Raw genomic sequence first — 15,015 nt, 5'->3', positions numbered from 1 at the left:
TGTCTGATTAAAAGTTTAAGTTAATTCCAACAAGGATAGTCTTGGCGGTAGGATAAGCACCATAGTCAACACCCTGATAGAGAGCACTAGTCTCGTCGATACCATTGCGGTTTGACTCAGGATCATAGCCATTATAACCCGTAATGGTGAAGAAGTTCTGCAGCGATACATAAAGACGGACCTTTGTATCAGGAGTAATCTGTTTTAAGGGCAGTGTATAACCCAACTGGATGTTACGGAACTTCAGATAAGAGGCATCCTCAACGAAGCGGTCGTCAGCGTAGATTGAGGTAGCAGTGGCAGCCTTCTGAATGGTGTTGCTGGGATTAGTAGGGGTCCAACGATTGGCAACCTCGGCCAATGGATTATAGTAGTAACCATTACCACGATCCAGACGACAAGCAAGTGCATTAAAAAGTTTGTTTCCATAACTGCCGCTCAAACTCAAGAAAAAGTCGAAGTTCTTATACGTCACCTTGGTATTGAAGCCATAAGTAAACTTAGGCTGGATGTTGCCCAAAACAACACGATCTTGCTCGTTAACAACACCATCTTCATTGATATCTTCGAACTTAGGGTTACCAGGTTCAACAACAGATATTGTTTGGCTAGGCAACTTGGTCAGGTTTTCATCGGCCTGAATAATGCCTTTGAAACGATAACCATAGAAGGTGCCGAGAGGTTCACCTACTTTCACAATCAGCGGGTCGATATATGAAAGGGTTGCAGTATTAAAACTGGGAACAAAATAATCTGAATTACCAAGATCAGTTACCTCATTCTTGTTATGAGCGATATTGGCATTCACATTCCACTTCAAATCCTTTTTATCAACCAGCACACCACCGATTTCAAATTCTATACCTTTATTGGCCACACTACCGATATTGCGTAAAACTGTGGAGAATCCCGTAACCTGTTCTACAGGCACATCGAGTAGCAGGTCGCTAGTCTTCTTATAGTAGACATCGAGAGTGGCAGTAAGCCGATTCTTAAAGAATCCTGTGCTGAGCCCAATATTATATGAACTAGTTGTCTCCCACTTCAAATCGGGATTCGACTTGTTTTCAATAATGTAACTGGTGGCTTTCTGACCATCGATGACAACAGTACGTGGCACCACATTGGCTGCAAACTGATAATCACCAATCTCCTGATTACCAACAGTACCAATAGAGGCTCGCAACTGGATAAAATCGACCTTCTTGCTGAGATGCAACCATTTCTCACGGTCAATATTCCACGAAACGCCTAGTGAAGGGAACAAGCCCCAGCGATGGTTCTTTGCAAAACGACTACTACCATCGGCGCGGAAAGTAAGTGAGGCATTGTAGCGCGAATCATAGCTATAGTTTACACGACTAATCCATGACTGAAGTGTCGAGATATAATGGCTGCTCTTTGAGGGCAGAGTGGTAGCTGCAGCACCTAGATTATCATAGCCTGTTGCATCGTTACTGAAGCCGTAGGCTGTAGTAGCGAAACTGCTACGATCGGTTTGCTGAGCGGTGTATCCAGCCAGAACAGTGAGTGAGTGTACGCGACTGAACACATTACTATAAGTAGCGGTATATTCTGTTTGCCATGTATTGGTTTTGGTCTGTCCAACAGAAGCATAACCACTATTGGCGATACCACCTGTGGTATATGAGGGTGCATAATAATTCTGTCGGGTGTTAGACAGGTCGGCACCCAGACTGGCCTTGAGCTTAAGCTGAGGGATGACACTCCACTCTATAAAGCCACTACCGATGACACGGGTATTCTCTGTCTCTGACTTGGTGTTCAACAGGTCACTAATAGGGTTACCCACCTTGCCATTGTAGATATCAACACTGGTAGGAGTGGGATCGTAGTTAAATGACCCATCTGCATTATATATAGATGTATAAGGTGTATGTGAAATAACGGCAAACCACGTATTTGGAGCAAACATGCTGTTAGTATTCTCCACACCCGTCACCTTGTTATAGGCAGCATTGGCGTTCACGCCGATTAGAACATTCTTAAAAATGTTGCGTTCATAGTTGACGCGACCAGCATAACGGGTGAGTCCTGTACCCTTTACGATACCATCCTGACTTTTATAGCTTCCACTGATGCTATAGCGAGATAACTCATCACCACCAACTGCTGAAACCTGATGCTCCTGCTGGAATCCTGTACGCAAGGCTTCATCCTGCCAATCGTAAGTCTGAGTGGGCGTATCAAGGCCATAACCAATCTCGCCATTCTGATAGAGTTCATTCCAGATATCAGCCCACTGCCATGCATCAAGGAATTTCAGTTTTTTTCTTATTTGGCTCCAGCCGAAGGTGGCATTATAACTGATATTATTACGACCATGAGAACCTTTCTTTGTTGTGATGATAATCACACCATTGGCACCACGGGTACCGTAGATGGCTGTGGCCGATACATCCTTGAGGACTTCGATGCTCTCGATATCGCTGGGATTGAGGAAAGCCAAAGGGTCGAGTGTGGCGTCACTGCCTTTGGCACCAGTACGGTTAGACGAGGCGTCGTTATAAACAATGAGTCCATCAATAACATAGAGAGGCTCATTACCACCAGTGATACTGTTACCTCCACGAATGCGGATGATGCTGGCCGCACCAGGCTGGCCGCTGGTAGTGGTGACATTCAGACCAGCCACTGCTCCCTGCAGAGCACCTTCTACTGAGGTGTTCGACTGACGAAGCAGGTCATCGCCTACTGATGAGATACTGCTCGTCAACTCAAGGCGTTTCTGGGCACCATAACCAACGACGACCACTTCGTTCAATCTACTTGCATTATCAACCAATGTTATCTCAACAGGCTCCTCGAAATCATAGACGTCTACGTCAAGAGCACGATAGCCAACATATTCAACACGCAGGGTGAGAGGGGTTTCTACTTTTGTCTGAAGCGAAAAATTACCATCGACATCTGTAACGACGCCCTTACCCTTATCACTTTTCACAATCACCGATGCTCCTATCAGCGACTCGCCTGTACGGCCATCGGCGACATGACCCGTGACAATATTTTGAGCAATTGCCAACAAGGGGCTGATTGCAACAAATGCTGCAACTAACAATCTTTTTACCATAAGTATAATTCCTAAATTAAAAAGCTATTTACTTCTGTGCGGTTAGAATGGTCTTTACTTTGTCTAACTGCGTACTAGTCTCTTTGCGATCGAGGTTCAGCAGACCATATTCATGATTATACTTGATACCACTGTCAAGGACCCACTGCAAAAACTGATTAACGGCGTCATCAGCCTGATTATAGCTGACACCAACTTTTTCAATGACAATCTCTGATATTTTACCACTCTCAAGAATGTTGAGTACGTCATCAAGCGAGCCCTCATCGCTGAAACTGTCGGCAAGTTCTTTCTTTACATCGAGACTGATTAACGAGATATCATTCTTCAGGTGGCGGTTATTTAAATCAAAAATGTTTGACAGAGCATTAAACGAAACGCCCAACGGGTCTTTCGACAAAGCCGTGTTTAGAAACAGATCATCACCAGAGATACGTCTGCCACGAAAACTGCTGCTCTCCTCTCCAAAATGATGTGCAAACGACGAAGCTACCGACGAAGCATTGCTACCGCTATAGACTATAATGTTCTCAAAGGCCTTGATTTTCTTTACATCCTCATCAAGATCATCGCTTAGGAAAAAGAGCTGTTTAAGCTTTTTCGAGTTAAGATGTTTTCCTTCGAGCAGACGTGCTGCTTCAGAGCTACGTGCAGTGATAGGCAGCACGGCTGTCTCTCCGAAGTAAATGACATGGCTAAAGTCGGTACTATTGTTTTGGTAATCTGAAACGACGTTCAGATCGATATTATCCTGATTAGCAGAGCCTCTAACAATCTGGAACACAACACCCGGCTCAGTCTTGGCGTATTCCTCTATCCATTTTTCAACGAGTGGTCGTACAAAGCGTGGGCTCTTGATGTAACGAACACTACTAGTTTTTACTTCATTACCCTCAGCCCAAATGTTGGTTAACCCCAGAATGAATGCTACTGCTATAATTGAAACTAACTTTTTCATACTCTTTATTCTTTGCTTGTTTATTACCTATTATTATATATACACTCCCCTTCTCTGTCATTGCCATCATCTTACAGCAACAACACTCACGCATTCGCATCTGATTCATTGTTTTCATTACTTTTAAACTCTAATTAATTATTGAATTATTTCTGGGTGCAAAGGTACGGCGAATTCCACTCTCCCACAATCCCTAGCATGTGGCATTCCGCATACCATATGTTTGGTATTTCAACTTTATATTGATAAAAAGACACGGTATGATGCCATTTAATAAGCATCATACCGTGTCTTTGACAATGCAGAAAATCAAATTTTGTATATCAATTCAGCTCTTACTATTCTTTTCCCTGATATGCTCTTCATACTCAGCCAATTCACGCTCACCAATATGTGCCAAGCCATAATGCTCATCATGCTGAGAAAAATCGAGACCAACCTTTTCACTATAAGCTGAAACACGCATAGGAATGAGATGGTCGATGAGCTTGTAGCCCAACCAGCTCATGGCGAAGGTATAGGTAAAGACAATGACAATAGCGAGCAAGTGGTAAAGGAAAATGATAAAGCCATCCCACGTACCGGCAATGAGCCCCTCCTGAATGAAGATACCTGTAAGAACAGTACCGAAGATACCGCCTGTGCCATGGGTTGGGAACACATCGAGTGCATCGTCAATACTACTACGCGAACGCCAATAAACGGCAACATTACAGATAAGTGTGATGATAAAAGCAATGAAGATACTCTGTCCCACAGTGACGTAACCTGCAGACGGTGTGATAGCCACCAAACCTACTACACAACCCACAGCAGCACCCATAGCCGACGGCTTGCGCCCACGAAGACAATCGAAGAATATCCATGTCATCATGGCCGTAGCCGAGGCAGTATTTGTGTTCAGAAACGCTTTGATGGCCTGTCCGTCAGCATGGAGCGACGAACCAGCGTTGAATCCGAACCAACCAAGCCACAACATAGCAGCACCCAGCAATACAAAGGGAATATTGGCAGGCTCACTCTTACGCGTCTCAGCTTTACGACGTCCAAGGAAAATAGCACCTGCCAGAGCAGCCACACCCGATGAAGCATGCACCACAATACCGCCTGCGAAGTCAATAACACCCCATTTCATAAACAAGCCCTCGGGATGCCACGTCATATGCGCCAACGGACAATAAATAACGAAGAAAAAGAACATCATGAAAAACATGTAGGCAGAGAAACGGACGCGCTCAGCAAAAGAGCCAGTAATCAACGATGGTGTGATGATGGCAAACTTCATCTGGAACAATGCAAATAAAGCCAATGGGATTGTTGCTCCGCCCAAGATATTACCTGCTGGTGTCGTATAAACCTCTGCACCTACACCTTGGAACATTACAAACGTCAACGGATTACCAATCACACCGCCGATATCATCGCCAAAACATAATGAGAAGCCGATAACAACCCAGAGCACCGAAATAAGGCCCATGGCAATAAAAGACTGCAACATGGTAGAGATTACATTCTTCGCTCCCACCATACCACCATAGAAGAACGAAAGTCCCGGTGTCATCATCAATACGAAAATGGTAGCCGTAATGAGCCACGCCACATCAGCTGCCGAGATAACTGACCAGTCACACTCAAAAGTCGGCTCTCCCACAAACACACCTGCGACTGAAATCAGTGTCATTGCCGTCATCAAAATAATCCAACGTTTCTTAATCTTCATAACTTTCCTTTTTTACAATTTGACCGCAAAGGTACTAACAAAAAAGAAAAGAAACCGACAGCTCTCTTTCTTTTTGATTGTTAAATCTCTTATCAAGTATCAAATTGTAACAACACCACATCTCCCATTGTTGTTTTACTTATACTTTTGCCAAATCTTTAATCAATTTATTACAGATTGTTACAAAAAGAAATGTTCTTCTTTATCCACCACTTCACCATTCAAGATTTTAAAGGAGTTGAGGTGAACGCCTTCATGAAGGGAGAGGATGGCGTAGCGGATAGTGGGGTCGTTGGCCAAGCGGAGGTCCTCTTGTGAGGGACGCGAAGGAGAAACGGGGTGACTGTGCCAGTTAGCGAGTATTTTCAATCCTTTTGAACGGGCATACTTCAGTGCAGCAAACTGATCTTTCGGTGCAAAAGAGAAATGATCAGACGAGTGATCGATGTTCTCCATCCAGTAATTCTCCGTCACCACATCACCATTTGGGCCGCTAATGCCCAGCAGATAGCCACACGTTTCATGGGGTGCGTCCTGCTGGGCTTGGCTGATCAATTTATCAATGATTTCTTGTGGAATAGTCATTATTTAATGCTTTTTAAGGTCACAAGCGGCCTGTTCATAATCTATCAACTGATTAATCGTGGGATTAGAACCACAAACGGAACACGAGTCACGATGTTTAACAGGAACGGTACGGAACAGCATAGTCTTAGCATCGAAAGTAAGCAGGCGGTTCGTCAACAACTCGCCAATCCCCGTAAAGTACTTTAGTGTTTCTGCAGCCTGAATAGTACCGAGCATACCCGCTATTGCGCCTAGCACACCTGCTTGTGAGCAAGTAGGGACAGCTCCCACAGGAGGCGGTTCCTTGAACATACATCTGTAACAAGCCGTGCCAGGCAGATGGGTGAATGTCTGTCCGTTGAAACGTAAGATGCCACCATGCGAGAAGGGCTTTCCTGCCATCACACACGCATCGTTGATAAGAAACTTCACTGGAAAGTTGTCGGTACCATCAACAATAAAGTTATACTCCTTGATAATGTCGAGTGCATTTGATGAGTCGAGAAACTTGTAATAGGTTTCCACCTTCACGTCGGGGTTAATGGCTTTGATTTTCTCCTCAGCGCTCTTTACTTTCTGAACACCTACGTCTTTCGTAAAATGAATCACCTGGCGCTGTAGGTTAGAAAGGTCAACCACATCAGCATCCACAATACCAATGGTCCCGATGCCCGCAGCAGCAAGATAGAGCGACACAGGAGCACCCAATCCGCCGGCACCCACTACGAGCACGCGCGCATTCATTATTTTTTCCTGCCCTTCTACGCCTACATCCTGCAACAGAATATGTCGAGAATAACGCTGTATCTGTTCCTCTGTAAAATCTATCATAATGTTCCTCCCCCCATAAAATACAGAAAATCCACCTTATCGCCTTCTTTCAACTGAAGGCCATTCCAATCTTCACGTTCAGCAAACTCCTCGTTTACCTGTACACTGACCATATCCGGTTGCTGTACATCGTTCTGTTTAATCAGTTCACTTACATTGAGTGGCAGATTCACTTCCTGCGCATCTCCATTTACATAAATCTTTGCCATAACATTTTTGAGTTTGAATCCAAGTGCAAAGGTACGTTGTTTTCTCTGATGTCACAATCCCATATGGATGGTAAATCGCATACCACATGATAGGTATGTAAAATGCCACAAAAAGGCGATTGCGGGAACGCCAAAACCGACGTACCTTTGCACCCAGACTCAAACGTAAGAAATATGGCAGAAAACAAGAAATTATCAATTATCGCTTTCAGTGGCGACTTTGACAAACTGACGGCAGTATTTACATTAGGTACAGGCGCAGCAGCTGTAGGCTACGAGGTGAATATCTTTTTCACCTTTTGGGGTCTTGACGCTATCAAACAGAAACACGGCAGAAGTTTCACTGGCGGCAATTGGCTCACTAAACTATTCGGGTTCATGATGGGCGGTCTTCATGCCACCCCCACAAGTCGTTTCAATTTTTTCGGTGCAGGCCCGAAGATATTCCGTTACCTCATGCGTAAGAACAATGTGGCAACACTTGAAGAACTCGTTGAGGCCGCCAAAATACTCGGCATCAACCTCTACGCCTGTGAAATGGCAATGCATGTGCTCGGGCTCAAAAAAGAAGATTTTATCCCTGAGGTGAAAGAGGTACTCGGTGTCGCCTCGTTCCTCAACCTCTCCGAAGGTGGTCAAACTTTATTTATTTAAAGACAAGGATATGGCAACAAAGGTATTAGATATTACGAAGGAACACTGCCCGATGACTTTCGTCAAAACAAAGATCGAGCTTTCGAAACTTCAATCGGGCGATTTTCTAGAAGTGCTACTCACTGAAGGTGAGCCTCTTGACAACGTGCCCCGAAACGCAAGAGAACAAGGCTATAATGTACTCTCTGTGGAGCATGTAGAAGGAACCACACATAAGGTAATTATAAAGAAATAAATCATTCATTTAAACTAGAAAAAAATTATGGCAGAATCAAATCTTCAGCGCAGTGTTACCACTGCAACCGCCAGAAGACTGGCAACAACCACCAAGACAGCCCCACAGATGGGCAGTATCACACCTAGATTACTCCTGAAGTTATTACCATGGGTTCAAGTATCAGGTGGCACATTCCGCGTGAACCGTACAAAGGTAGAACTCCGCAAGAACGATCGTCTTCCTATCCAATACGTGAACGGTGTGCCTTCATTCACGGCAAAGAACCTGAAAGCCATCCCCTTGTTCTCTGAGTTTGATGAAGAGATATTGAACCGTCTAGTGAGTGCTTTCGAGGCTCAGGAGGTTGATGTTGACAAACTCTTTGTTGAAGAGGGCAAAGACAAGCAACGTTTCTTTATTGTAGCCAATGGTCAAGCAGAGGTTATTAGTAAAGGTCCTCATGGTGAGGACTTACGGATTGCTTTGTTAGGTGACGGTGAATACTTTGGCGAGGCCGACTTGTTAGACGAGCAGGAATCAACAGTGAGCGTACGAGCAATTACACCTACAGTATTTCTTGGATTGAAACTGAAAGAGCTCGTTAAGTTTATCAAAGAGGTTCCTGATTTCCGCGAGACCTTTACAAAAGCCGTTGACAAGCAGCTACGTCTGAAAGCATCTGTAAACGACAATGGCGAGAAACATATCGACCTGGTAAGTGGGCATGAGGAGGACAACATCATCCCAGAGACCTACATTGATTACGAGGAAAATCCTACAGAGTATTCATTAAACACACTACAAACGGTGGTACGTATCCATACCCGTGTCAGCGACCTCTACAACAATCCCTACAACCAATTAGAGGAGCAGTTGCGCCTGTCGATTGAAAGCATCAAGGAACGTCAGGAGTGGGAACTGATTAATAATAAACAATTCGGCTTGCTGGCTGCAGCTAACCCTGCCTATCGCATAACCACACGTTATGGTTCACCTACTCCCGACGATCTGGATGAATTACTTAGTCTGGTATGGAAAGAACCTGCATTCTTTATCGCCCATCCGAGAGCTATCGCCGCCTTTGAGCGCGAATGTACGTGGCGTGGTGTGCCTCCTGTAACAACAGACCTCTTCGGTACAAGAGTCATCCTGTGGCGCGGCATACCCCTGATTCCGAGTGACAAGGTTGAAGTAGAAGGTCAGTATCTAACAGGCCGCGGCGTAGGCACCACAAAAATCATCCTTGTACGTGTCGGCGAGAAGAACCAAGGCGTTATCGGCCTGCACCAAAGTGGTATCCCTGGCGAGATTGCCCCATCTTTAAGTGCACGCTTGATGGGCCTTGATAAGTTCGGTGTAGCCTCTTACCTGCTCACAAAGTACTTCTCACTGGCATCACTCACCGATGATGCTATCGCCGTACTTGAGAATGTCGAAGTGGGATATTATCATGATTATCAGCATAGGAATAAAGTAGAGAAATAATGCTAAACATATCAGAAATCAATAGTTTTCCTGCACAGGATGGTGGCTCACTAGCTCTGCTAAAAGAACTTGCGCAGAAATACTGCCCCGAGGAATTGCAGGCTGAGCGTCAGGCCGTGTTGCCTGACGAAAGTCTCAATCTGACGGAACTCGAAGCAGGGTTCAAGCAACTATTGGCGGGTAGTAGCGGCTATGGGGAATTGCCTTACATCGGCGATACAGATGCTGAGACAAAGGCCATTCCTCACGAGGATGGTTTCGGCATTGGCATCCCAGAGACACAGAAACTGAGAGACCTGCATTACGAGGAGGCTGACATACTGAACTCTGAGCAGATTAAGCGTGACTTCCCGGTACTTCAACAGAAGGTAAACGGGCATGACCTCGTATGGTTAGACAACGGTGCAACAACGCAGAAGCCGAATCAGGTGATTGATAAAATCTCAGACTACTATCGTACATACAACTCTAACATACACAGAGGCGCACACACGCTGGCTGCTCGGGCTACGGACGCCTATGAGGAAGCACGTGAGAAAGTACAGCATTTTATCAATGCCGCCACAAGCGAGGAAATCATCTTCGTTCGCGGCACTACTGAGGGAATCAACCTAGTTGCACAGACCTACGGACGACAGTTCCTTACTCCTGGTGACGAGGTGATTGTCTCTGAGTTGGACCACCATGCGAACATCGTGCCCTGGCAGCGCGTCTGTCAAGAGCGCGGAGCCACATTACGAGCCATCCCAATTGATCAAAATGGCGACTTGATCCTATCAGAACTTGAGCGCCTCATTTCTCCCCGCACGCGGTTCGTCTCCGTGGGACACGTGAACAACACATTTGGTACCATCAATGATGTTAAACGCATCATCGAGATAGCCCATTCACATCAAATCCCTGTATTGATTGATGGTGCACAGTCAATTGCTCACACCCCCGTGGATGTGCAACAACTGGGCGCAGACTTTTTCGTGTTCAGCGGTCATAAAATCTATGGGCCCAATGGTATCGGTGTGGTATATGGACGTAAGGATTTGTTAGATAAGATGCAACCCTGGCAGGGTGGTGGCAATATGATCAAGGATGTCACCATTGAGCGCACAGAATACAATGTACCGCCCGCACGTTTTGAAGCTGGTACCCCTAACGTTGCTGATGCCATCGGACTCGGTGCTGCACTCGACTACGTGAGTCATATCGGCATGCGTAATATTGAGCATCATGAACATCAGCTGACGCAGTATGCTCGTGAGCAACTCGGACAAATATCAGGTCTAACGCTCATCGGTAATCCGAAAAATCGCGTATCAGTAGTTAGCTTCGTGCTTGACGGCATGCCCGTACCAGAAGTCGGCACATTACTTGACAAGGAGGGTATCGCCGTTCGAGCAGGCCACCACTGCGCTCAGCCAGCCCTTCGTGCCCTCGGCTACGAGATGAGTGTCCGTCCAACCTTCGCACTATATAATACCCGCGAAGACGTTGACAAACTTGTTGTGGCAGTACGAAAGATTATAGGAAAGATTTGACATGCAATACGAAACAAAGATTCTTACTACCAAGTATCAGAAGCCTGATGCATATGGAGCATTATCAATGCCTGTCTACTATACGGCGGCGTTTGAGTTTGAGTCAGCCAAGGCCATGGGCGACGCATTTTGCGGTCGCTCCATGGCACCGTCGTATGCACGCATTGCCAACCCCACAACCACCTATCTGGAAGAACGTGTGCGACAGTTAACAGGCGGTACAAGCGTGACGGCGCTTAACACTGGAATGGCAGCTATTCACTATGCATTGACGGCAGTGAGTGCAGCAGGACTGAACATCGTAGCATCGAAGCACTTGTTTGGCAATAGTGCCTCACTGATTCGCGACACATTAGGTGGTTTTGGGGTTGAAGCACGTTTTGCCGATTTTACAAAGCCAGAAGAGGTGGAAACACTGATTGATGAGAACACTTGTGCTTTATTCTTTGAGATTATCACTAATCCACAGTTGTTCGTGGCTGATATCCGTAAACTATCTAATATTGCTCACAAAGCGGGAGTACCGCTAATTGCCGATACGACAATCGTGCCTTTCTCTGTCTTCCATGCTGTTGACTTCGGAGTGGATATCGAGGTGGTGTCGAGCACAAAGTATATTTCTGGTGGCGGCACAGGACTTGGTGGTCTTCTCATTGATTACGGGCAGTTTGACTGGAGCCTGTCACCATCTCCTACCCTACAAGCGCGTACCAAGCGTGTTGGCAAGAAGATGGCCTTTACGGCTCGTGTAAAAACGGAACTTGTAACAAACCTCGGAGCACTGATGACGCCACAAGTGGCTTATATGGAGACACTCGGCCTTGATACACTTGACATTCGTTTCCGTCGTCAGTCAGATACAACGTTGTGGCTTGCCCGTCAGTGTCAAGAGTTGCCAGAAATTAAACGAGTGAACTACACAGGCTTGGAGGATAATTCTTTCTATGAACTGTCACGTCAACAATTCGGCCCGCTGCCAGGTGCTGTTTTCACCATCGACCTCGCTTCGAAAGAAGCAGCCTTTGCATTTATCGATAAGCTACAGATTATCCGTCGTGCTACAAACCTCTTTGATCGTAAATCACTAGCCATCCATCCCGCCTCAACAATTTTTGGACTGTTCTCTGCCGAACAATGTGCAGAGATGTCTGTACCTGACACCACCGTTCGTCTGAGTATCGGTCTTGAAAACGGAGAAGACTTGTTAGAGGATATTAAGCAGAGTTTAAGATAAGAGTGAAGCATTTTCACTCTTATCTTTGTTTAAATATAGAATTCTGAAGAGTCGACAAGTCCTGCTCTTAAAGCATACTTAATAACTTCATGGGCTGTGTTGACACCTAGCTTACGGAAAATGTTCTTACGGTGAGTGGTGATGGTATGAATACTCGAGAAGCGCTCGTTGGCAATTTCCTTCGTTGACTTACCCTGTGCGATGGCTTTCACAATCTCTATCTCCGTCGAGGTCAGCACACTAGGGCGTTCATCCTCTTCCTGCTGATGGTTGATGATGACCTCAAGCGCTCGCTGACTGATGAACCTGTTATGCTGCACGACGGCTTGCAACGCCTCGCGCACATCTCTTAGCGGACCGTCCTTAAACACGATACTGAACTGATGGGATGAATAGACCACACGACGTATGAAAGCTGGTGTTAACTCATCACTGATAAGTATCCACTGCGACAGTGCAAAACGCTCACCCACAATCAGCAGCTGTTCTACATCGGCAAAGTCGAACAACGTGTAGTCGAGCAACACAACAGCATTCTCGTGCTCTTTCAACAGCTGCACCAATCCAGCCTTGTCGACAGCCCTGTGCAACACGTTATCTTCATCCTGCCTGATCAGACTTTCCAGTGCGAAACGCGTCAAGTCCTGATTATCTGCCAATATATATTGTCTCATTTCCGTTATAATTGAACCATAACCATTTTGTGGGTGCAAAGATACGAATTTCAGAACAATGCGCCAAAATAAAGAAGGAAATCAGAAAAAATTAGCAACAAAAAAGGATTTGCCTTATGATTTTTCTGATTTCCCGATTTAGTAAGGTGTATCAAAGAATAATATTCTAGTAGGCCTGCTCATGCACGCCTTTAACGGCCCTACCACTGGGATCATTCATGCCTTTGAAGGCGGCATCCCACTCGAGGGCAATAGCCGTTGAGCATGCTACCGAAGCCTCACTGGGCACACTGCGGGCAGCAGAATCGCTGGGGAAGTGTTCGGCAAAGATGCTACGATAGTAATACTCCTCCTTGTTCTTTGGCGGGTTGATGGGGAAACGCTCTGCAGCATGCGCCATCTGTTCATCGGAAACAGCCGCTGTCGTTATGGCCTTAAGCGTGTCTATCCACGAATAGCCTACACCATCGCTGAACTGCTCCTTCTGGCGCCAAGCCACTTCCTCAGGTAGCATATCAGCAAAGGCTTCACGAACGATTTTCTTCTCCATCGTGTTGCCAGGACACATTTTAGCTTCTGGGTTAGTACGCATAGCCACATCTAGGAATTCCTTATCAAGGAAAGGCACGCGACCTTCAACGCCCCAAGCGCTAAGACTCTTATTGGCACGCAGACAGTCGTACATATAGAGCTTGCCTAATTTACGTACGGTCTCTTCATGGAAAGCCTTGGCATCTGGTGCTTTGTGGAAGTAGAGATAGCCGCCGAAGATTTCATCTGCGCCCTCGCCAGAGAGCACCATCTTGATACCCATTGATTTGATGACACGAGCCAGCAAATACATCGGTGTAGAGGCGCGCACGGTGGTGACATCGTAGGTCTCTATATAATAAATTACATCGCGGATAGCATCAAGCCCCTCTTGGATAGTATAGTTTATTTCGTGGTGAACGGTACCGATATAGTCAGCCACCAACTTAGCCTTAGCCAAGTCCGGAGCTCCTTTCAAACCCACGGCAAACGAGTGCAGTCGGGGCCAATAGGCTTTTGTCTTCGAGTCGTCCTCAATACGCATCTCCGAGTATTTCTCGGCAATGGCAGAGATGACAGAAGAATCGAGTCCGCCCGAGAGCAGTACGCCGTAAGGAACATCGGACATCAACTGGCGCTTTACCGCGTCTTCGAGCGCGTCGTGGATGGCAGCCACAGAGGCAGGACTATCCTTAACAGCATCATATTCAAACCAATCGCGCTGATAGTAACGTTTCATGCCAGGCTCCTTGCTCCAATAGAAATGTCCTGGCAGGAAAGGTTCATAGCGCTCACACTGACCTTCGAGGGCCTTCAACTCTGAAGCAACATAAACCGTACCATCAGCATCGTAGCCGATATAAAGAGGAATCACACCAATAGGGTCGCGAGCAATGAGGAACTCATTACGCTCCTCGTCGTAAAGCACAAAAGCAAAAATTCCGCTCAGATCTTCAAGGAAGTTCACTCCCTTCTCACGATAAAGTGCAAGAATCACTTCACAGTCAGAACCCGTCTGAAACTCATACTGACCAGCAAAGCGGCGGCGGATCTCCTGATGATTATAAATCTCACCATTCACAGCCAGCACTTGCTTCTTATCAGGCGAGAACAAAGGCTGTCCACCACTCTCGGGATCAACAATGCTCAGTCGCTCGTGAGCGAGGACAGCACTGCCGCCACAATATATTCCACTCCAGTCAGGACCACGATGGCGGATTTTCTGACTCATCTTCAGTGCCTTTTCACGCAACTCATGTGTTTGCTCTTTTACATCTAATATAGCTACGATTCCACACATAATCTTTCT

Annotated in this window: 13 protein-coding genes; 5 read left to right on the top strand and 8 right to left on the bottom strand. The window is 46.1% G+C overall.

The window, feature by feature from the left end:
* Window positions 1-7: 7 nt before the first annotated feature.
* From BMX82_RS06130 to thiS, 6 genes are all read right to left on the bottom strand, one after another.
* Window positions 8-3,094 carry a SusC/RagA family TonB-linked outer membrane protein gene (locus BMX82_RS06130; protein WP_036914063.1) on the bottom strand — a complete coding sequence of 1,029 codons (3,087 nt, stop codon included), beginning with the start codon at window positions 3,092-3,094 and terminating at the stop codon, window positions 8-10.
* 28 nt (window positions 3,095-3,122) lie between these two features.
* Entirely contained in the window at window positions 3,123-4,052 is a 930-nt protein-coding gene (locus BMX82_RS06125) for a hypothetical protein (RefSeq protein WP_051949866.1), read from the bottom strand.
* A gap of 328 nt (window positions 4,053-4,380) precedes the next feature.
* On the bottom strand, window positions 4,381-5,772 hold the full coding sequence (locus BMX82_RS06120; protein WP_051949867.1) for an ammonium transporter: 1,392 nt from the start codon (window positions 5,770-5,772) through the stop codon (window positions 4,381-4,383).
* Between the two features lie 180 nt (window positions 5,773-5,952).
* Window positions 5,953-6,357, bottom strand: a complete 405-nt coding sequence (locus BMX82_RS06115) for a M67 family metallopeptidase (protein ID WP_051949868.1) — start codon at window positions 6,355-6,357, stop codon at window positions 5,953-5,955.
* A gap of 3 nt (window positions 6,358-6,360) precedes the next feature.
* On the bottom strand, window positions 6,361-7,167 hold the full coding sequence (locus BMX82_RS06110; protein ID WP_091767291.1) for a HesA/MoeB/ThiF family protein: 807 nt from the start codon (window positions 7,165-7,167) through the stop codon (window positions 6,361-6,363).
* Window positions 7,167-7,379 carry a sulfur carrier protein ThiS gene (gene thiS / locus BMX82_RS06105; protein WP_036914066.1) on the bottom strand — a complete coding sequence of 71 codons (213 nt, stop codon included), beginning with the start codon at window positions 7,377-7,379 and terminating at the stop codon, window positions 7,167-7,169. Before thiS ends, BMX82_RS06110 begins: the two co-directional genes overlap by 1 nt.
* Window positions 7,380-7,553: 174 nt before the next feature.
* Here thiS and BMX82_RS06100 point away from each other — a divergent pair, with 174 nt between their 5' ends.
* Genes BMX82_RS06100 through BMX82_RS06080 form a run of 5 tightly spaced genes read left to right on the top strand, consistent with a single transcriptional unit; the run spans window position 7,554 to window position 12,501 of the window.
* Entirely contained in the window at window positions 7,554-8,033 is a 480-nt protein-coding gene (locus BMX82_RS06100; RefSeq protein WP_036914068.1) for a DsrE/DsrF/DrsH-like family protein, read from the top strand.
* Between the two features lie 10 nt (window positions 8,034-8,043).
* Window positions 8,044-8,268, top strand: coding sequence for a sulfurtransferase TusA family protein (locus BMX82_RS06095; protein WP_036914069.1), 225 nt, complete (start codon window positions 8,044-8,046; stop codon window positions 8,266-8,268).
* A 27-nt stretch (window positions 8,269-8,295) separates the two neighbouring features.
* Window positions 8,296-9,735: a family 2B encapsulin nanocompartment shell protein gene (locus BMX82_RS06090; RefSeq protein WP_091766969.1), complete on the top strand. Its 1,440-nt coding sequence runs from the start codon at window positions 8,296-8,298 to the stop codon at window positions 9,733-9,735.
* Window positions 9,735-11,267 carry a cysteine desulfurase gene (locus BMX82_RS06085; protein WP_036914075.1) on the top strand — a complete coding sequence of 511 codons (1,533 nt, stop codon included), beginning with the start codon at window positions 9,735-9,737 and terminating at the stop codon, window positions 11,265-11,267. Before BMX82_RS06090 ends, BMX82_RS06085 begins: the two co-directional genes overlap by 1 nt.
* A gap of 1 nt (window position 11,268) precedes the next feature.
* On the top strand, window positions 11,269-12,501 hold the full coding sequence (locus BMX82_RS06080) for a PLP-dependent transferase (protein ID WP_091766967.1): 1,233 nt from the start codon (window positions 11,269-11,271) through the stop codon (window positions 12,499-12,501).
* 29 nt (window positions 12,502-12,530) lie between these two features.
* Here the strand turns inward: BMX82_RS06080 and BMX82_RS06075 are convergent, their stop codons facing one another.
* Both BMX82_RS06075 and asnB read right to left on the bottom strand, forming a co-directional pair.
* Window positions 12,531-13,175 (bottom strand): helix-turn-helix transcriptional regulator, encoded by a 645-nt coding sequence (locus BMX82_RS06075; protein WP_036914081.1) that lies wholly within the window; start codon window positions 13,173-13,175, stop codon window positions 12,531-12,533.
* Window positions 13,176-13,341: 166 nt separating this feature from the next.
* Window positions 13,342-15,006 carry an asparagine synthase B gene (gene asnB / locus BMX82_RS06070; RefSeq protein WP_091766965.1) on the bottom strand — a complete coding sequence of 555 codons (1,665 nt, stop codon included), beginning with the start codon at window positions 15,004-15,006 and terminating at the stop codon, window positions 13,342-13,344.
* Between the last annotated feature and the right edge of the window lie 9 nt (window positions 15,007-15,015).

The sequence above is a fragment of the Prevotella sp. khp7 genome, from assembly GCF_900109055.1.
Taxonomy (GTDB): Bacteria; Bacteroidota; Bacteroidia; order Bacteroidales; family Bacteroidaceae; genus Prevotella.
The sequence above is the reverse complement of the archived record's forward strand: the minus strand, read 5'-3'. Positions and strand labels throughout refer to the sequence as shown.